The sequence below is a fragment of the Demequina sp. B12 genome, assembly GCF_028823635.1.
In the GTDB taxonomy this organism is placed as follows: domain Bacteria; phylum Actinomycetota; class Actinomycetes; order Actinomycetales; family Demequinaceae; genus Demequina.
Genome location: NZ_JAPEHU010000004.1, coordinates 54,392 through 73,019 on the forward strand (window position 1 = coordinate 54,392; position 18,628 = coordinate 73,019).

Annotated in this window: 21 protein-coding genes; 20 read left to right on the forward strand and 1 reads right to left on the reverse strand. The window is 64.1% G+C overall.

Annotated elements, in window-relative coordinates:
* Positions 1 to 6 precede the first annotated feature (6 nt).
* The 14 genes from folP to ON058_RS09695 all read left to right on the forward strand — a co-directional run bounded on the left by folP (position 7) and on the right by ON058_RS09695 (position 13,694).
* Complete coding sequence (gene folP, locus ON058_RS09630) at positions 7 to 825, forward strand: dihydropteroate synthase (RefSeq protein ID WP_274668839.1); 819 nt, start codon at positions 7 to 9, stop codon at positions 823 to 825.
* A 5-nt stretch (positions 826 to 830) separates the two neighbouring features.
* The gene (folK, locus tag ON058_RS09635) at positions 831 to 1,889 is read left to right on the forward strand and encodes a 2-amino-4-hydroxy-6-hydroxymethyldihydropteridine diphosphokinase (protein ID WP_274668840.1); all 1,059 of its coding nucleotides are present in this window, start codon (positions 831 to 833) and stop codon (positions 1,887 to 1,889) included.
* A 9-nt stretch (positions 1,890 to 1,898) separates the two neighbouring features.
* Entirely contained in the window at positions 1,899 to 2,366 is a 468-nt protein-coding gene (locus ON058_RS09640; RefSeq protein ID WP_274668841.1) for a DUF3180 domain-containing protein, read from the forward strand.
* Between the two features lie 39 nt (positions 2,367 to 2,405).
* Positions 2,406 to 2,885 (forward strand): PH domain-containing protein, encoded by a 480-nt coding sequence (locus ON058_RS09645; RefSeq protein WP_274668842.1) that lies wholly within the window; start codon positions 2,406 to 2,408, stop codon positions 2,883 to 2,885.
* On the forward strand, positions 2,882 to 4,570 hold the full coding sequence (locus ON058_RS09650; RefSeq protein WP_274668843.1) for a PH domain-containing protein: 1,689 nt from the start codon (positions 2,882 to 2,884) through the stop codon (positions 4,568 to 4,570). The genes ON058_RS09645 and ON058_RS09650 overlap by 4 nt, the downstream gene beginning before the upstream one ends.
* Positions 4,563 to 5,447: a Rossmann-like and DUF2520 domain-containing protein gene (locus ON058_RS09655; RefSeq protein WP_274668844.1), complete on the forward strand. Its 885-nt coding sequence runs from the start codon at positions 4,563 to 4,565 to the stop codon at positions 5,445 to 5,447. Before ON058_RS09650 ends, ON058_RS09655 begins: the two co-directional genes overlap by 8 nt.
* Positions 5,444 to 6,319, forward strand: coding sequence for a pantoate--beta-alanine ligase (gene panC / locus ON058_RS09660; protein ID WP_274668845.1), 876 nt, complete (start codon positions 5,444 to 5,446; stop codon positions 6,317 to 6,319). Before ON058_RS09655 ends, panC begins: the two co-directional genes overlap by 4 nt.
* Positions 6,316 to 6,783 carry an aspartate 1-decarboxylase gene (panD, locus tag ON058_RS09665; RefSeq protein WP_274668846.1) on the forward strand — a complete coding sequence of 156 codons (468 nt, stop codon included), beginning with the start codon at positions 6,316 to 6,318 and terminating at the stop codon, positions 6,781 to 6,783. The genes panC and panD overlap by 4 nt, the downstream gene beginning before the upstream one ends.
* A 55-nt stretch (positions 6,784 to 6,838) precedes the next feature.
* Positions 6,839 to 8,533: an L-aspartate oxidase gene (locus tag ON058_RS09670; RefSeq protein ID WP_274668847.1), complete on the forward strand. Its 1,695-nt coding sequence runs from the start codon at positions 6,839 to 6,841 to the stop codon at positions 8,531 to 8,533.
* 96 nt (positions 8,534 to 8,629) lie between these two features.
* The gene (locus ON058_RS09675; RefSeq protein ID WP_274668848.1) at positions 8,630 to 9,739 is read left to right on the forward strand and encodes an ABC transporter substrate-binding protein; all 1,110 of its coding nucleotides are present in this window, start codon (positions 8,630 to 8,632) and stop codon (positions 9,737 to 9,739) included.
* Positions 9,739 to 10,533, forward strand: coding sequence for an ABC transporter ATP-binding protein (locus ON058_RS09680; protein ID WP_274668849.1), 795 nt, complete (start codon positions 9,739 to 9,741; stop codon positions 10,531 to 10,533). The genes ON058_RS09675 and ON058_RS09680 overlap by 1 nt, the downstream gene beginning before the upstream one ends.
* The gene (locus ON058_RS09685; protein ID WP_274668850.1) at positions 10,526 to 11,356 is read left to right on the forward strand and encodes an ABC transporter permease; all 831 of its coding nucleotides are present in this window, start codon (positions 10,526 to 10,528) and stop codon (positions 11,354 to 11,356) included. The genes ON058_RS09680 and ON058_RS09685 overlap by 8 nt, the downstream gene beginning before the upstream one ends.
* Positions 11,357 to 11,454: 98 nt before the next feature.
* Positions 11,455 to 12,807, forward strand: coding sequence for an NtaA/DmoA family FMN-dependent monooxygenase (locus tag ON058_RS09690; protein ID WP_274668851.1), 1,353 nt, complete (start codon positions 11,455 to 11,457; stop codon positions 12,805 to 12,807).
* A gap of 11 nt (positions 12,808 to 12,818) precedes the next feature.
* The gene (locus tag ON058_RS09695; protein ID WP_274668852.1) at positions 12,819 to 13,694 is read left to right on the forward strand and encodes a PfkB family carbohydrate kinase; all 876 of its coding nucleotides are present in this window, start codon (positions 12,819 to 12,821) and stop codon (positions 13,692 to 13,694) included.
* 20 nt (positions 13,695 to 13,714) lie between these two features.
* On the opposite strand, the gene ON058_RS09700 is transcribed toward ON058_RS09695, so the two are convergent.
* A complete protein-coding gene (locus ON058_RS09700) occupies positions 13,715 to 14,281 on the reverse strand; it encodes a PadR family transcriptional regulator (RefSeq protein ID WP_274668853.1) in 567 nt (188 codons plus the stop codon).
* Positions 14,282 to 14,384: 103 nt separating this feature from the next.
* On the opposite strand from ON058_RS09700, the gene ON058_RS09705 reads away from it, so the two are divergent.
* The 6 genes from ON058_RS09705 (at position 14,385) to ON058_RS09730 (ending at position 18,627) form a co-directional block, all read left to right on the forward strand.
* Positions 14,385 to 14,912, forward strand: a complete 528-nt coding sequence (locus ON058_RS09705) for a flavin reductase family protein (RefSeq protein ID WP_274668854.1) — start codon at positions 14,385 to 14,387, stop codon at positions 14,910 to 14,912.
* Positions 14,913 to 14,942: 30 nt separating this feature from the next.
* Positions 14,943 to 15,419, forward strand: coding sequence for a riboflavin kinase (locus ON058_RS09710; protein WP_274668855.1), 477 nt, complete (start codon positions 14,943 to 14,945; stop codon positions 15,417 to 15,419).
* Between the two features lie 112 nt (positions 15,420 to 15,531).
* Complete coding sequence (gene nadC / locus ON058_RS09715; RefSeq protein WP_274669094.1) at positions 15,532 to 16,401, forward strand: carboxylating nicotinate-nucleotide diphosphorylase; 870 nt, start codon at positions 15,532 to 15,534, stop codon at positions 16,399 to 16,401.
* Between the two features lie 125 nt (positions 16,402 to 16,526).
* Complete coding sequence (gene lysS / locus ON058_RS09720) at positions 16,527 to 17,990, forward strand: lysine--tRNA ligase (protein WP_274669095.1); 1,464 nt, start codon at positions 16,527 to 16,529, stop codon at positions 17,988 to 17,990.
* Positions 17,990 to 18,214: a hypothetical protein gene (locus ON058_RS09725; RefSeq protein ID WP_274668856.1), complete on the forward strand. Its 225-nt coding sequence runs from the start codon at positions 17,990 to 17,992 to the stop codon at positions 18,212 to 18,214. The genes lysS and ON058_RS09725 overlap by 1 nt, the downstream gene beginning before the upstream one ends.
* A gap of 101 nt (positions 18,215 to 18,315) precedes the next feature.
* The gene (locus ON058_RS09730) at positions 18,316 to 18,627 is read left to right on the forward strand and encodes an Lsr2 family protein (protein WP_274668857.1); all 312 of its coding nucleotides are present in this window, start codon (positions 18,316 to 18,318) and stop codon (positions 18,625 to 18,627) included.
* Position 18,628 lies beyond the last annotated feature (1 nt).

The following is an 18,628-nucleotide window of genomic DNA, read 5'->3' on the forward strand; positions in this document are numbered from 1 at the left end:
GCGGTCGTGACGCTCGTCATGGGCATCGTCAACGTCACCCCGGATAGTTTCAGCGATGGGGGACGGTGGGCGTCGGCCGATGCCGCGATTGAGCAGGGCCTTCGGCTCGCCCGGCAGGGTGCGGACATCATCGATGTGGGCGGCGAGTCAACCCGTCCGGGCGCGGCGCCGGTAGACCGTGCCGAGGAACACGCGCGGGTCGTGCCGGTCGTTGAGGCTCTGACGGCTGAAGGTCTGACGGTGTCGATCGACACCATGTGGGCGTCAACTGCTCAGGCTGCCGTGGCTGCTGGCGCTTCGCTCGTCAACGATGTGTCGGGGGGTCTAGCCGATCCGGTGATGGCGTCCACGGTCGCGGATGCGGGCTGTGACTTTGTGGCGATGCATTGGCGGGCCCCGTCAGCCCTCATGGATGCGCGCGACTCGTATGTCGATGTCGTGGCGGAGGTCCGTGATGAACTGGCCGCGCGGCTTGACGCGCTGACCGCGGCGGGTATTGACGCGCAGCGGATCATTCTTGATCCCGGTCTTGGTTTCTCCAAGGTCGGTGAGTCGAACTGGCCGCTGTTGGCGAACATCGGCGCGTGGGCGGGGGATGCCAGGGTGCTGATCGGTGCGTCGCGCAAGCGGTTTCTGGGGGCCGCGATTGCGGTGCCGGGTTTGGCACACCCGGAGCCGGAGGGTCGCGATCATGCGACGACTGCGGTGACGACTTTGTGTGCGGACCGTGGTGTGTGGGGGGTTCGAGTTCACGATGCTCAGGCGGCGGCTGACGCAATTGCGGTCGTGTCTGCTTGGCAGAACGCCTTTGACACGGAAGAGTAACGACCATGACAGTGCAAGTGCGCCCGTATGTGAAAGACGGCATCGAGCTGGACCAGATCGCGGTGGAGGGGATCCGCGTCACCGGTCATCACGGAGTGTTTGACGCGGAACGTGAGACTGGTCAGGTGTTTATGGCCGATGTCGTGGTGCATGTGAATGCCCGCACGGCTGGCGCCAACGATGACTTGACGGCCACGGTGAACTACTCGGATTTGGCCGATGCCGTGGCTGAGGTTTTGGCGGGGCAGCCGGCGCTGTTGATTGAGTCGGTGGCGGAGCGGATTGCGCGCGTGGCTCTGGAGTTTGATGGCGTGTATTGCGCTGATGTGACGGTCCACAAGCCGCAGGCGCCGTTGCATGTGGAGTTTAAGGATGTGGCCGTCACGATCCGTCGTGATCTGCGTGATGGCGGGTTGTGGGCGGACAAGCGCATTGGTTCGTCGGCGGGTGCTTCGGATGATCCGTTCGATCCGGGTGCGGGTCCTGTGCGTGATGAGTTGGATCGCCGTCCGCTTCAGCCCGCGAAGGTGCTGCTCGCGTTGGGCGGCAACTTGGGGGATGTGGAGCCGACGCTGCGTCAGGCTGTCAGCGATTTGCATCGGGTGACTGGTGTTGAGGTCAAGTCCGCGTCTCCGTTGGTGCGGTCGACTCCTGAGGGTGGGGCTGATCAGCCGGATTATTTGAACGCGGTGGTGCGCATTGAGACGTCGATGTCTCCGCGCGAACTGTTGGCCGCATGCCAGGGCATTGAGATGGTGCATGGTCGGGACCGCACGGACCCTACGGGTAACCGCACTCTTGATATCGACATCGTGGCGTATGGGGATCTTGTGGCGACTACGTGGGATTTGGTGTTGCCCCATCCGCGTGCCCATCAGCGCCCGTTTGTGTTGTTGCCATGGTCGGCGATGGAGCCCGATGCTGTGTTGACTCCGCACGGTCGTGTGGCGGATCTGGCGCGGACGGCCGGTACGGAGGGTGTGGCGTTGGTCGATGACCGGTGGCCGCGCCCGCAGGCCGACCCGACCGCCCCGTCGGCCGCATCGGCTCCTCCTGCGCAGTAGGACTGCGGCATGCAGGTGTTGACGTGGCAGCGCCTCACGTTGGTGGGGTTGGTGTCGCTTGCGCTGGTGTGGCTGGGGATCCGTTTGTGGGATTCTTCAGGTAGCACGCCGCCTCATGTGCCGTGGAGTGCGTCGGTGATCGCGTTGGTTGCTGGCGGTGTCGCTTTGTGGTTGGGGTGGCAGGTGCGACGTTTCTTGAAGGGTAAGCGCCCGGATCTGTCGCCGTTGAGGGCTGCCCGGACTGCGGTGTATGCGCAAGCGTGTGCCCTGGTGGGTGTGGTGTTGGCCGGTGGCTATGGCGGTTTTGCGTTGGGCTTGTTGGACGGCTGGTCGCATACTCCTCGCCGCGAGGTGATTGTGTCAGCGTTGATTGCGGCGGGGTCCGCGTTGGTGTTGATGGCTGCCGGGGTGGTGGCGGAGCGGTGGTGCCGTCATAGCGACGAGGACGATGACCGCAAGGAAGCAAGTCCCGCCTAGCGCGCCTGCGGCGTCGGCGCCACCTGGCAGACTTGTGCCATGACCTGGTATCACCCTGACAGCACTGACTGGACGTATGTGTCGCGTTCGTTGATTCCGGCGCGCATCATCACGTTGTGGATCTGGATTGCGGTTCCTGCGATTGCGCTTGTGGTCGTGGGTGCGTTGACGTCTCCGTGGGTGTTTGCGGGGTTGGCGGTGTTGCTGCTCGTGGGGTTGTGGGGCTCGTGGGTGGTGGTGCGTCAGGTGACGGCGCATGCGTGGATGGAGCGCGAAGACGACCTGGTAGTGAAGAAGGGTCGCTTGTGGCGGTCGGTCACGGTGGTGCCTTATGGGCGCATGCAGTATGTGGAGGTGTCGGCGGGCCCGTTGGCGCGTGCGTTTGGCATTGCGACGGTCCAGCTGCACACGGCGTCGCCGGGTACTGATGCGGCTATTGCGGGGGTTCCGGCGGAGGAAGCGGCGCGTTTGCGTGACCGGTTGTCGAGCCGTGGCGAAGCGCAGTTGGCTGGACTATGAACGATCCTTTTGTGGTGAATCCGCAGCCGGGGTTGGTGTTCCGGGCCCCTCGGGAGTGGACGCGTTTGCATCCTGTGTCGCCGTTGCTGGGTGGCTGGGCTGTGATGGGTGCCGTGGTGGCGATTGCTGCGTACAACATCTTGCCGGAGTGGCTGGGTGGCTCGGATGCGGTGAAGGACACGGTGTCCTATATCTGGGGCTCGATCCTGTGGGTTGCGGTGGGGGTGTTGCTCCTCATTGGCATCGTGATTGCGATGGGGTACGCGCAGTGGCGGGTGAATGAGTATCGGTTGTCGGATACTGCGGTGGAGGAGCGCAAGGGCATCCTCATGAAGCAGCATCGGCAGGCCCGTCTGGACCGCCTGCAGGCGGTCGATGTGGTGCAGCCGCTGCTGGCGAGGATCTTTGGTTTCGCTTCCCTCAAGATTGAGGTTGCGGGTGGCGCAGAGTCCGGCATCGAGTTGCAGTTCATGCGGCTGGGGGATGCGGAGGCAATGCGCAATGAGTTGTTGGCGCTCGCGGCGGGCGTGAAGCGCGCGAAAGCGCAGGGCCTGGACGCGTCTGTGGACGCGGTGGTCGCGGGTGCGGGGGTGGCGCCTGGGGCGCCGTTCCCGGGGGCCGATGCCATGGGCACGCAGGCCCCGGTCGTTCAGACACCGGATGGTCACGTGCCGCGCGACGACAGCAGCGGTGCTGCGACGTACGCTGCCGCGGGATCGCTGCGTGATGTGGCGCGTCCGTTTGAGCGTGGGGTAGCAGAGGTTGCGGAGACCCCGGAGCGCGAGATCTATCACGTGGAGGTCAAGCGCCTCCTGATGTCGATTGTGTTGTCTGCCGGCTTCTGGTGGATGTTGTCGATTCCAGTGATCGTGATCATCTCGATCATTGTTGCTGGGGGAGGGTCGCTCACAGCGCTGCTGGCCGCGACCGGTGGTGGCTTGGTGGCCATTCTTCCTGCGGTGCTTGCGGTGGGTGGTTACGCGTGGAACGAGTTGAACTCTGGCTTCAACTTCCGCGCTGCGTTGTCGGAGGACGGCATTCGTCTGCGTCATGGGTTGACGGAGACTCGCCGTCAGACGTTGCCCCCCGGCCGTATCCAGGCGGTGAAGTTTAAGCAGGGCTTGTTGTGGCGTAAGCGTGATTGGTGGAAGGTCACCATCAATGTTGCGGGGTACCAGGATGAGGCCGAAAAGGTCTCAACGTTGCTTCCGGTGGGCGACCGTCAAGACGCGTTGACGGCATTGTGGATGGTGTTGCCGGACTTGGGCGATCCTGATCCTGCGGGCACGGTGTCGCTGGCGTTGTCCGGCACGGGTGAGGATGGCGGTTTCACGGGAGTTCCGCAGCGTGCGCGCTTGTTTGACCCGCTGCAGTGGCGCAACCGTGGGGTGCGTGCCACGGACCGGGCGTTGTTCATTCGTCGTGGATGGCTCACTCGTGAAGTGTGTGTGGTGCCGCACGAGCGCACGCAGTCCTTGGGAATCTCGCAGGGCCCGTTACAGCGTGCCCGGCATGTCGCTGATGTCCAGGTTCACTCCACGAATGGTCCGGTGAGGCCGGTAGCGCGGCACCTCGATGTGGAGGACGCTGTCGCGTTGCTGGATGCTCAGGCTGCGCGGGCTGCGGAAGGACGTAAGCATCAGACCCCGGAGCAGTGGATGTCTGCGGTGGGTCTCCGTGACTAGGCCGGGCAGGCTCAAGGTTGGCGTTGTTGGCGCCGGCCGGGTGGGCGCGGTTCTGGCGGCGGCGCTTCGGGCCGCTCAGCACCAGGTGGTGGGCGCCACGGGTGTGTCGGAGGAATCGTTGTCGCGCATCGACGCCTTGCTGCCTGGCGTGCCTGTGATGGAGCCCCAGGACGTCGTGCGGGAAGCGGATGTGGTGTTGCTGACCGTGCCGGATGACTCGATTGCTGCTGTTGCCGCAGGTTTGGCTCACCTGGACGTGTGGCGTGCGGGCCAGATCGTGATTCATGCGTCGGGGCGCTGGGGTGTGGGTGCGCTCGCGGATGCCGCCGCGAAGGGTGTGATGCCGCTGGCGATCCATCCTGCGATGACGTTCACTGGTACCTCTTTGGACCTGAGCCGGATGACGGGGGCGGCGTTTGCGGTGACGGCAGCCGCTCCGTTGTTGCCCATTGCGCAAGCCTTGGTGGTGGAGATGGGAGGCGAGCCGGTCGTGGTTGAGGAGGAGGACCGGCCGGCCTATCACGCGGCATTGGTCCATGGGGCGAACCACGTCGTGACGGCGTTGTCGCAATCTGCGAGCGTGCTGTCGCGCATCGGGGTCGACGATCCCGCACGGGTGTTGGGCCCGTTGGCGCATGCGTCGGTTGACAACGCGTTGGGTGAGGCACCGGGGGCGGTGGCGACGTTGACGGGTCCAGTGGTGCGCGGGGACGCGGGGACCGTGGCGGCGCATATCGCTGCCCTGGGATCTCAGCCAGAGGCACGGCAGGCGTACCGGGCGATGGCGCGCGCCACCGCTGATCTTGCGTTGAGCGGGGGCCGGATCAGTCCCGCGGCGTATGCCGATGTGATTGCGGCGTTGGGAGTGGAACCGTGATTGTTGCTCGGACTGCGGAGGAGCTGGCGGCGGTGCCGCACCATGGCACGCGAGTGGTCGTGATGACGATGGGTGCGTTGCATGACGGACACCTGGCGTTGGTGCGGCGTGCGCAAGAGCTGGGCGATCAGGTGGTGGTCACCATCTTTGTGAACCCCTTGCAGTTCAATGAGGCCGCTGATTACGAACGGTATCCACGCACGCTTGAGGCGGACTGTGCGTTGCTTGAGTCCCTGGGTGTCGACGCGGTGTTCGCCCCCGGTGACGAGGTCATGTACCCCGCTGGTGTTCCTGTGGTGTCGGTGAGTGCTGGCGTCATTGGCACGGTGTTGGAGGGTGCGGCGCGTCCGGGTCATTTCGACGGTGTGGTGACGGTGGTGGCGAAGCTGCTGAACCTGACGCAACCGCAGGTGGCGGTCTTTGGTGCGAAGGACGCGCAACAGGTCATTGCTGTGCGGGCTTTGGTGCGCGACTTGAACTTCCCGGTTGCTATCGCGACTGCGTCCACGGTGAGGGATCCGGACGGGCTTGCCCAGTCCAGCCGCAACGTGTTTCTGTCACCCTCGGAGCGGGAATCTGCCCTGGCATTGTCGCGTTCTTTGCAGGAGGCCGATGCTGCTGCTCAGGCGGGGCGGAGCCTCGCGGACGTCGTGGCGGCGGGGCGTGAGGTCCTGTCGCGGGCGGCGGGCGTGGAGGTGGATTACTTCTCCGCGTTGAACCCCGCGGACGCAAGCGAAGTTCAGGGCGACTACCGTGGAGAGGTAGTGATCGCTGTGGCGGCCCATGTGGGAGCCACGCGTCTGATTGATAACGTCACCACGCGCATCGGCCCTCCAGAGGGTGCGGTAGGCGCGGAAGGAGAACTGCAGTGACTTCCCTGCAACGGCCCATGATGATCGCGAAGATCCACCGGGCCACCGTCACCCAGGCGGACCTTCACTATGTGGGGTCCATCACGATCGACGCCACGCTCATGGAGCATGCCGATCTCTTGCCGGGCCAGCAAGTGGATGTTGTTGACGTCACGAATGGTGCCCGACTGACGACGTATGCGATTCCTGGAGAGCCCGGCAGCGGCCAGATCTGTATCAACGGGGCTGCGGCCCATTTGGTGGATCCGGGCGATGTCATCATCATCATCGCTTACGGCATGCTCGCTGATGCTGAGGCTCGGACGTTTGAGCCGCATGTGGTGTTTGTTGATGCGGAGAACCGCATCATCCAGGAATGTGACGATCCGGGTTCCGTTCCTGACGGTTATGGCTTGGAACGGTCCGGTGTGCCGGTGCACGATTTCCATCAGCGTGGCTGGGATGCGTACAAGACCGACCAGTAGCGGGCCAGGGACCATCGGGTGTCTGTCCCGGGTGGGGCGGCACTAGGTTGTCTTCATGACTTCGTTCGTGCGGCGTTTGGCTGCCCCAGAACCGGGCTGGACTATCAATGCAGATGTCATTGTGGTGGGCTCGGGCATCGCGGGCCTCACAGCAGCTTTGGAGCTGCGCACCAAGGTGGATCGCGTTTTGGTGGTCACGAAGGGTGTGCTGAGTTCGGGTTCGACAGTGTGGGCACAGGGCGGTATTGCGGCGGCGCTGCACCCTGAGGACACTCCTGAGGAGCACTTCGAGGACACCCTCACGGCGGGCGTGGGGCTGTGTTCTGAAGAGTCGGTGCGTGCGCTGGTCACCGAGGGGCCTGACCGGGTGCGTGAACTCGTGGGTCGCGGCGCGAACTTCGACACGGGCCCCGATGGTGGGATCACGTTGACACGTGAGGGTGGCCATCATCGGGATCGCATCGCCCATGCAGGCGGCGACGCCACGGGGGCGGAGATTTCCCGGGCGCTCATTTCTCATCTGGATACGGTGCGCAACGATCCGGGCATCGAGGTCATCGAGCATGCGATGGTCGTCGACCTCCTCACGGCTGCTCCGGATGCTGATGGTCGCCCTGGCCCGGTTTGTGGGGTGACGTTGCACATCATTGGTGAGGGTTCCCGTGATGGCGTCGGTGCCGCATTGGCGAAGTCAGTGATTATTGCCACCGGTGGCATTGGCCAGGTGTTCCGTGCCTCGACGAATCCGACCTCGTCGACGGGTGATGGTTTGGCTGCGGCGCTGCGTGCGGGTGCTGCGGTGGCGGACTTGGAGTTTGTGCAGTTCCATCCCACGGTGTTGTGGCAGGGGGCCGCGGCGCGTGGTCAGCAAGCGTTGATCTCTGAGGCGGTTCGCGGCGAGGGGGCTTACCTGCTGAATGCCGATGGTGAGCGGTTCATGGTGGGGCGTCATCCGATGGCCGAGTTGGCTCCGCGCGATGTGGTGAGCCGGGGCATCGTGGCCATGATGGAAGAGGAGGACTCGGAGAACGTGTTCCTCGACTGTCGTCATCTGGGCGGCGCCTTCCTGCAGGACCGTTTCCCGACCATCTTTGAGCGACTTGCGGAGCAGGGCGTCGATATGGCGCATGACCTGATCCCGGTGGCTCCGGCCCAGCACTATCACTCGGGCGGCATTCTCACGGATTTGCGGGGGCGCTCAACGCAGGCGGGCTTGTATGCGATTGGTGAGGCGGCGTGCACGGGCGTGCACGGGGCGAACCGGTTGGCGTCGAACTCATTGCTGGAGGGGTTGGTGTTTGGCAAGCGTGCGGCGGCCGATGCTGCGGCGACAGTTGCCAGTGGCACGGTACGGCAGCACGAACCTGTCGACAGGCCTGGTCCTACGGCGTTGGTGCCAGCAGCGACGAGGACTCAGATTCAGACGATTACCCAGCGCGGAGCGGGCCCGTTGCGTGATGCGGAGGGCTTGACTCGGGCAGGGGAGAAGCTAGCGAGGATCCGCCAGCGCTATCAGACGGAACCGGCGGCGTCGGGTGCTCCGCAGATCGCTGAGTGGGAGTCGTCGAACGTCTTGGCGACAGCATCGTCCCTGGTGGCGGTGGCTTTGGAGCGGCAGGAGACCCGCGGCGGTCACGTGCGTGAGGACTTTCCGGAGACGGACAACCTGCACTGGCGGGTGCGGGTGGCGGCTCACCTGAATGCGGATGGCGATCTGAACGTGGTGCATGCGCCGCTTGAGTTGGGCTAGTCGCGTCGTTACATAGTTGAGACTTGTTTAGTCAACATTGACTATGTTACCTTCGCTCCACCAGTCAACGGTGATTGGTAGACGAAGGGAATACCCATGGCTCACACGTCCCCGGGAAGCCATCGCTTCCGTGGTGCCAGCACGGTTTCCACCGCTCTCGCCGCCGCAGTGCTGCTCACTGCATGCGGCTCGAACGTGGAAGCAACGTCATCTGCGCAAGGCGCAGCTGACGTCTCCGACGCCTGCACTCGCAACCAAGAGGCCGGCACCATCACCTACATCTCCGGCTACGGATACTCTGCCTCCGCCGGCCAGCTCGACGTGTTCCTCGCGGAGGAACTCGGTTACTTCGACGACCTATGCCTTGACGTCGAGATCAACGCCTCAGGTGCCAACGGCCAGCAGCTCGTGTCCTCCGGCCAAGCCCAGTTCACTGCACTCGGATCTGCCTCTGACGTGATGCTGGCTGCCGCCAACAGCGACAACCTCACAGCCGTCGCCACGTACGGCACCACCCCGCCCTTCTCCATCTTTGGCAACGAGAAGCTGGACAGCCTCACCGACCTCGAAGGTGGGTCACTGGGCTACTTCATCAACCTCACGCCCATCGCGATCGGCATGCTCGATGCTGCCGGCGTCGACATGGACCAGGTCGAGCAGATCAAGATGACCAACTACGACCCCACGGTGGTGGTGCGCGAACAGGTCGACGCGATCGTCGGCTACGCCTCGAACCAGCCGGAAGCGTTGCGCGCAGCGGAACTCCCGTTCAGCGAGTTCTTGCCCTCCGACCTGGGCGTGGAAGGCACCTACAACGTGATGGAAGTCAACACTGCCTTCCTCGAGGAGAACCGCGAGGTCGCTGCCGACTTCATGCGCGCCTCCCTCAAAGCGCTGCAGTACTGCCTCGACGAAACCGACGCCTGCATCGACACCATCGCCCGGCTCGCCGAGGAAGGCGACCAAGGTGCAGCCTTCCCGCGCGAACAGTTGGCACGTACCTGGGCAGTCGAGTCCGCATGGGTCCGCACCTCCGAAGGTGGCGCTCCCGGAGTGCAGCAGGCAGCCCTGTGGGAGCCTGAGCGCGACCTCATCCTCCAATACGCACTCGTGGACTCCCTTCCAGAGATCACGGACATGATGGACGAGTCACTGGTGGCTGACCTCTACGCTGACGGCGAGCTCATCTGGGAGGCCCACCAGTGATGGCCGCCGCTCACGGAGGCGTCCGCGTACGGCACGTCTCCAAGTCCTTTCACGTCGACGGGCAAGCAGTGCCCGCACTGTCGGACGTGTCGCTCTCCATCGGTATGGGCGAGTTCGTGTCCGTCATCGGCCCCAGCGGATGTGGCAAGTCCACACTGCTGAAAGTCGTGGCGGGCCTCGTCGACGCTGACTCCGGCGACGTCACGGTCGACGGCGAAAGCGTCAAAGCCGCATCGGCAGAAAAGAAGATTGGTCTGGTGCCGCAGTCGCCCGCGCTACTGCCGTGGCGCACGGTGCTGGAAAACGTCACGCTGCCGCTACAAATCAACAAGTCCGGTAACGAAGGGCGCGACCTGCGCGACCCTAAGGAACTCCTGGAGATGTTCGGCCTGGGAAAGGCCATGAACAAGTATCCCATGCAGCTATCCGGAGGCATGCAGCAGCGGGCCGCGATCGCACGTGCGTTCGTGTTTGACCCCGCCATCATGCTGATGGACGAGCCGTTCTCCGCACTCGACGAGATGAACCGCGACCTTCAGCGCCTCGCGCTCGTGGACTTCTGGCAGTCCAACCGCAAGGCCGTCATGTTCGTCACCCACTCCGTGCCAGAAGCAATCATGCTGTCGGACCGGATCGTCGTGATGGCGGCCCACCCGGGGCGAATCGCAGCCATCATCGATGTGCCCCTTCCGCGGCCTCGCACCGAAGCCACCTACGCGACGGACGAGTTCCGTGACCTCGAAGGCCACGTTCGTCAGGTCCTGCGCGACCAGATGGAGGTGGCTCATGTCTGATGTGACTGTCTCCCGTGTCGCTCGTGTCTCTCGCGCATCGGCTTCCCGCAAGGTGCCACGTTGGATGCACTGGCGTGCCTGGCTGCCAACCACGGTGATGTTCGCCTGTGTTGCCGTGCTGTGGCAGGTGGTCGCCTTCTCGAACCCCTACGTCCTGCCCACGCTTGGCGACATTGGGTCGAGCCTGGTGAACGACGCCGGCATGTACTGGTCGAACTTCCTCATCACCTTGCAAGAGATCGTGGTGGGTGCCGGAGCGGGAATCCTCGCCGGGTTTGCGCTCGCCGTCGTGATGGCCGAGTTCCGCATCGTGGAACGTGCCGTGATGCCGCTCGTGGTCATCATCATGGTGACCCCCATCGTGGCAATCGCACCTGCGCTGGTGGTGGCGTTCGGGTTCGGCATGATCCCCAAGTACATCGTGACGGGCCTGGTGGTGTTCTTCCCCATGTTGGTGAACTCCCTGGCAGGTTTGCGCAACGTGGACCAGCGTGCGCTTGACGTGATGAAGACCCTGCATGCCAGCCGCCTAGAAGTGTTCCGGTTCCTGCGCCTGCCCGGCTGTATGCCGTACGTGTTCGCTGGCTTGCGCATCGCCCTGCCCATGGCCGTCGTGGGTGCCGCCGTCGCCGAGTTTGTGGCGGCCGGTCAGCAGGCCGGGCTCGGCTCGCTTGTCACCACGTCCGCCGCACAAGCCAACCTCGCAGTGACCTGGGGTGCGATCACCCTGCTCGCTCAAACCGGTGTGATGCTCGTCATCCTCCACGCAGTAGTGCGCAAGCGCGTCCTGTGGTGGAGCGAAGACGACGTCACCGCCCGCTAACCACACTCTGTCGACAGATCCCGCCGCGCCCCTCGATGGCGTGGGCGGAATCTGTCGACCCCTCCCACACCCACGAACCCTGAAGGAAAGGTCCTCTCATGTCTAAGCGCTTCAGCCTGGGACTGTTCGAAAACGCCCAAGCCAACGACTCCGGAACCGCCACCTGGCGTCACCCCGACAACCGCCGCTCCGAGTTCGACTCCCTGGATTACTGGCGTGCGAACGCAAAACTCGCAGAAGAGGCAGGCTTTGACTTCATGTTCCTGGCCGATGCTTGGGGCTGGGCCGACGTCAACGGCGAACGGCCGGAAGTCTGCACCGTGGAAGGACTGGACCTACCGCGCCTGGATCCGGCGATCGTGATCGCTGCGCTGATCGGCGAGACCGAGCGGTTGGGGCTGGTCGTGACGGGATCGACCCTGCTGGAGCCCCCGTACTCCTTTGCCCGACGGATGGCGACCTTGGACATTCTGTCTGGTGGGCGCATCGGCTGGAATGTGGTGACTACTGGAACTGCTGACACCGCCGTACAGGCGTTCGGTGTGGACATGGTTGCCCACGACGAGCGCTACGTGATGGCCGATGAGTTCATGGACGTGGTCTATCAGCTGTGGGAGGGCGCCTGGGATGAGGGCGCCTTGGAGCGGGACAAGGACGGCCGGTTCGCTGATCCTGCGAAGGTGCACCGCATTGCGCACGAAGGAAAGTACTTCCGTTCCCATGGGTTCGGCAACACGGCGCGTTCCCCGCAGGGAACCCCGGTGCTGTTCCAGGCGGGGGCGTCGCCTGCTGGGCGCGCGTTTGGCGGCAAGCACGGTGAGGCAATCTTTGTAGGGTCGGGGTCGGTGGAGCAGTTGCGCGAGCACTCCGCAGCTATTCGTGAACAGGCCGCGGCGAACGGTCGCGATCCGCGTAGCGTCAAGATCATGTCGGCCTTTGCTGCAGTCGTGGGTGCCACTGAGGAAGAGGCGCAAGCAAAATACGCGTCCGTTGCGGACGCGCAAACGCCGGACGTCACCGTGGCGTCGTACGCCTGGTTCACCGGGCTTGACTTGTCGGAGTACCCGCACGACACCCCCATGACAGATTTGTCGACGGAACTGTCGCAGACCCAGGTCGCGCGTTTCGCGGGCAAGACCGTGGGGGATGTGTTGCGTGACTGGCACGCCCACGGTGTGGGTGCCCGCCCGGTGGTGGGCACACCGGAACAGATTGCCGACACCATGTGTGCGCTCGCTGAGGGTGCGGACTTGGACGGCTTCCTCTTCGCGCCGGTGATCCCACCGGCTTCCACGGAGGACTTTGTAGAGCACGTGATGCCGCTACTGCGGGAGCGTGGTGTGATCGCCTCTCCCTCCCAGGAGGTCACCACCTTGCGCGAGCGTCTCACGGGCGCCTCCTCGCCGGCTCTGCCCAAGTCTCACCCCGGCGCTACGTACCGGAACTCCTAAGGAGAGTCGCGATGCCTGGTCCTGTCGTCGTTGTCGGTAGTGCGAATGTTGACCGCGTTGTCTCTGTGGCCCGTCCCCCTCAGGTGGGCGAGACATTGTTGGGTGAGCATGCGGGCCGATTCGCGGGCGGCAAGGGTCTCAACCAGGCCATCGCGGCGGCGAAGAGCGCTGCCCCGACCGTGCTGTGCGCGGCGGTCGGGGCAGACGCTGACGGAGATTTGCTTCAGCAGGCGGTGAGTGCGGCTGGAGTGGAGGGGGCTTTGGTGCGGGCGGCCGATGCTGCGACAGGGGTGGCGCACATTCTGAGCTTCCCGGATGGCGACAACTCGATCGTGGTGGCCCAGGGGGCCAACGGCAAGTTGTCTGTTGCGGATGCGCGGGCTGCGGTCGCTGGGGCGAGTGTGGTGGTGGTGCCTCTTGAAGTGCCGCTTGAGGTCGCGGGTGCGGCGTTGGAGGCGGGGCAGGCGAGTGGCGCTGTGACGGTGCTCAATGCGGCACCCGCGCACGCTGAGGCCTTGGGCCTGGTGCGGCACGCCTCCGTCGTCGTCGTCAACGAGTCGGAGTGTGAGGCGCTTGGGGGTGCTGCGGCGTTGGTGGCCGCTGGCGTTCAGGATGTCATTGTGACGTTGGGCGCGCGTGGTGCTGCCTGGCACCGCAGGCATCACATGGAGTCGTTTCCGGCTTTCCCCATTGTTCCCGTGGACACCACGGGTGCTGGCGACGCCTTTTGTGGTGCCCTTGCTGCGGCGTTGTGGGCGGGGGAACCGATGCCTGAGGCGATCCGGCGGGGGTCGGCCGCTGGCGCGTTGACGGCATTGTCGGCGGGTGCCAACACTGCGGACATTGGCCCGGAGGCCGTGGCAGCGCTCATGGAGCGTGGGGACTGATGTCCTTGTGGCGTGGCGGTCTACTCTTCGCCAGCGAAGGTGTATTCGCCTGCGCGGAGTCTTTCCAGGAGTGCGTTTGCCCAGGTCTTTTCTGCGCTGAGGCGGGCGGTGGAGAGGTCGAAGATTTCTCGCACGTAGTCGGGGGTAGTTTCCGAGCTGAGGGTGTCTTCCACGTTGAAGCCGTTGGATGTGATGATCGCATCGGACTTGGCGATGCGGTGTTCCAGACCGCTGATGACTTCGTCGCGGCTCAGCAGGAACATGAACGAGGCGACGGTCATGATGGCTTGGGTGTCGAAGGGGGCGACATTCCACAGGCGGTCACGAAGCATCCGGTTGAGTTCTACTTCTCCCGCTGGGGTGATCGAGTAGGTGGTGCGGGCGGGGCGTTTGCCTTCGGTTTCGGTGCCGCTTTCGACGATGTATCCGTCGACTTCGAGGGCCCGCAGGGCGTTGTAGATGGACCCGGGTTGGATGTTCGCCCATTGGTCGACCATCCAGGTCATGAGTTCTCGACGCAGGAAGTAGCCGTGTACCGGCTGGAACTGCTTGACGGCCCCCAGGACAACCAGTCGCGTCGTTGACATGCGGTCATGCTACCGGCACGCCGCTCCACATTCATTGCTCGAATCGCACAGCACTAGTACATTGGTTATTAGTCAAAGTTGACTAACGAAAGGGATGGTTCCCATGGTGTCCCCGCCAGCACGTCAGGACCACGCACGATCACTCCGCGAAGCCTTCTCGCTCTACCCCACCGGAGTCGTCGCGCTCGCGGCGTCCATCGGTGGCGAGCGCGTGGGCATGGCAGTGAACTCGTTCACTTCCGTCTCGCTCGACCCCGCGCTTGTCGCCGTCAGCGCGGCTCGCACCTCCCGCACCTGGCCCCGCCTCTCCGCCGCACCCGAGCTGGGGATGAGCGTGCTCGCTGACCACCACGGCGACCTCAGCCGACGCCTTGCATCCCGCGAAGGCGACCGCTTTGCCGGTCACCGCTGGACGGACACCCCGGGCGGCGCACTCCTCTTGGAGGGGGCGGCACTGTGGCTGTCCTGCCGACCCCACAGCCGCTTCGACGGCGGCGACCACGAGATCGCGCTATACGAAATCGTGGACGTCGAAGTGTTCTCCCAGGTGCGCCCGCTGGTCTTTCACCAAAGTCAGTACCGCGCCATCGAACACCCCGAGCAGCCCGCACGCACCGCCGCGGCTTCGTAACGCCGCCTACGCGAGCGAGGACAGCGCATCATGGTGTGGGCACACGACCCCTCTGCAGCCTCACCACCGCCGGTGGACGGCATGACGGGCCTGTCCGGGACCGTCGTCCACGGACAGGGAAGAGGCACCGGTTTGGGCTTCCCCACCGCCAACATCGACTGCCCAACACACCAGTTGCCCGCAGACGGGATCTACGCCGGGGTGGTCCACGTGGAACACGACCCCGTGCTGCGCTCCGCTGTCATGAGCGTGGGCTCAAACCCCACCTTCGGCAACCACCTCTCCCGCCGGCTGGAAGTCCACCTGATCGACTTCGATGGCGACCTGTACGGCCAACGCCTCGTCGTAGACCTTCTGCTCAGAATGCGCCCCATGGAACGCTACGACGGCGCCGAAGTGATGGTCCAGCAGGCGCTCGCGGACCTGGAACGGTGCCGCGCGCTGTTTGCGGCGTTGAATGCGCAGTCGTACGACGGCGTGCCGGTCCGCGACTTGGAGTGTTGGTGAGTCCCGTGGGACTTGCGGCCCTCCATGGCTCTCATGAAGCGCGCGTACCCTGTAAGCCGTGACTGAACACTCCGCTGCGACTCACCCTGAAGATCTTCCCCAAGACCGACCGCTGTCGGTGTCTTGGCTTGCCGGCGCGGTAGCGCAGGCCCTCGACGAGGACTTGGGTGATGATCCTGGCCGTGACGTCACCACGCAGGCCACCATCGATGCCGCGGCAATCGTTTCCGGGGACATTGTGATGCGTGAGGCGGGAGTGATCGCCGGCCTGCCAGTGATCGCTGAGACCCTGACGCAGGTCGCTGACCGTCTCAATGTGAAGCGCCCCTCCGTTGAGGTACATGTGTCCGACGGTGACCGGGTCGCTGCAGGCACGGCGGTGGCGTCGATTTCCGGTTCTGGACACGTGGTCCTCATCGCTGAGCGCACGATCTTGAACTTCTTGTCCCGAGCCTCCGGGGTGGCGTCTCACACCCGGCGTTGGGCCGATGCTCTGGAGGGCACCAGCGCTGCCGTCCTGGATACGCGCAAGACCACTCCGGGGTTGCGGGAGTTGGAGAAGTACGCCGTGCGTTGCGGCGGCGGAACCAACAAGCGCTTTGGTTTGTATGACTGCGCGATGGTGAAGGACAACCACATCGTGGCCGCGGGTTCGGTGGCCGATGCCGTGGTGGCGATCGCTCGCCAGTTCCCCGGGGTGCCAGTGCAGGTGGAAGTGGAGACGGAGGCGCAGGCGCTTGAGGCGCTTGAGGCCGGCGCGCGTTTCCTCATGATCGACAACATGGCGCCGGAGCCGATGCGTGAGCTCGTGACCACTATCCGTGCCCGGGAGTCAGTGGTGGGCAAGGTGCGGCTCGAAGCAACGGGCGGGCTGACGCTCGATACCGCTCGCGACGTGGCGCTGACCGGGGTTGATTACATGTCGGTGGGTGGTCTCACTCACTCCAGCCCCATCATTGATTTGGGTCTCGACCTGGCGTAGCGAAGTTCTGGCGGCGGTGCCGCAGTGCTCGTGGGTGCTGCGCGAATGCGCGAGGCGTGTCCGCCGGTACCCTAGAGGGCGTGAATGACACCACCTCCACTCCCGACCAGGACGTTCCCGAGCAGATGCGTGTGCGTCGCGAGAAGCGCGACCGCCTGATCGCGGAAGGCGGGCAGGCGTACCCCGTGTCGGTGCCCCGCACTCACGAGATCGCTGATGTGAAGCGTGACTACTCCCACCTTGACGACGGTCAGGAGACCGAGGACACGGTGGCGGTTGCCGGGCGTGTGGTCTTTGTGCGCAATACGGGCAAGCTGTGCTTTGCGGCTATTCAGGATGGCGCCGGCGAGCGCCTCCAGGTCATGGTGAGCCTGGCTGAGGTGGGCGAGGATTCGCTCGCCGCGTTTAAGGCCGATGTTGACTTGGGCGATCACCTGTTTGCCAAGGGTCGTGCCATTAAGTCCAAGCGCGGCGAGGTTTCCGTGTTTGTTTCCGAGTGGTCGATTGCCGCGAAGGCGCTGCGTCCGCTTCCGGTGCTGCACAAGGAACTGTCGGAAGAGTCGCGAGTGCGCCAACGCTATGTGGACCTCATTGCGCGCCCGCTTGCACGTGACACGGTTCGCAACCGTGCACATGTGATGCGTTCGCTGCGGGAGTCTCTCCATTCGCGCGGGTTTATTGAGATCGAGACGCCGATGCTGCAGACGCAGCCCGGTGGTGCCGCAGCGCGTCCGTTTGTGACGCACATGAACGCCTATGACATTGACTTGTACATGCGGATCGCGCCGGAGTTGTTCCTCAAGCGCGCAGTCGTGGGCGGTGTGGAGAAGGTCTTCGAAATTAACCGGAACTTCCGTAATGAAGGCGCTGACTCGTCGCACTCGCCGGAGTTCTCGATGCTTGAGGCGTATGAGGCGTACGGCGACTACAACACGATGGCGACGCTGACACGCGAGCTGATTCAGGGCGCCGCGCAGGACGTGTTCGGCACCACGACGGTCACTCTCGCGGACGGCGAAGAGTACGACCTGGGTGGCGAGTGGACTGAACTCACCATGTACGGCTCGTTGTCGGAGGCGATGGGTGAAGAGGTCACCCCGGAAGCTTCGGTCGAGCAGCTGCAGGCCTGGTGCGACAAGGTCGACGTGTCCGTTGACCCCAAGCGTGTGAACCACGGCAAGTTGGTCGAGGAACTGTGGGAGCACTATGTCGGCAACGACCTGACTGCGCCCACGTTCGTGCGTGACTTCCCGGTAGAGACCAGCCCGTTGACGCGTGACCATCGCTCTCTCGAAGGAGTCGTGGAGAAGTGGGACCTGTACGTACGCGGCTTCGAACTGGCCACGGCCTATTCGGAGCTGGTCGATCCGGTCATTCAGCGCGAACGTTTTGAGCAGCAGGCGCGCATGGCTGCTCAAGGCGACGATGAGGCCATGCCTCTCGACGAGGACTTCCTGACCGCGATGGAGTACGCCATGCCTCCCGCCGGAGGTATGGGTATGGGTATGGACCGTCTTCTCATGGCGCTCACCGGTTTGGGTATTCGCGAGACGATTACCTTCCCGTTGGTGAAGCCGAGCGACGTCTGATGCCCACCTGGCAGGCCGTAGCGATTGGCATCATTCCCTCCATTGGGGTGGGGCTGGTGTTCTGGTTCGCGATGCGTGCTGTGGTGAGGGCTGACCGTAATGAACGTGCTGCGCTAGCAAAGGCAGATGCGGAGCAGTCTGCGGAGCGTGCCCAGAGCGAAACCAATGCGGTGCCGGATGCCGACGTGCGTAGCGCGGCCTCCGACGGAGAAAGCCAGGACTGAATCTCGTTCCGGCATTCGTTTTCCACAATGGTATTCCTGCGGTTGACGTAAATGCTGGAAATGTGTGACGCTGAAGACACTCTTTTAGGAAAGGAAGTCTGATGGCACAGAAGGTTCAGGTTATCCTCGTCGACGACGTCGACGGTGGTCCTGCGGACGAGACGATTAATTTCTCACTCGACGGCGTGAACTATGAAGTTGATCTTTCCTCCGCTCACGCGAAGGAACTGCGCCAGTCGTTCGAGACGTGGACAGCGGTTGCCCGTAAGACCTCGAACCGTCGTAGCGCCAGTCGGGGTCGTGGTCAGGACACCGCCAAGATTCGCGCATGGGCCAAGCAGAATGGGTACGCCGTTTCCGAGCGCGGCCGCATTTCTGCCGAGGTTCGCGAGGCTTACGCCAAGGCGAACTAAG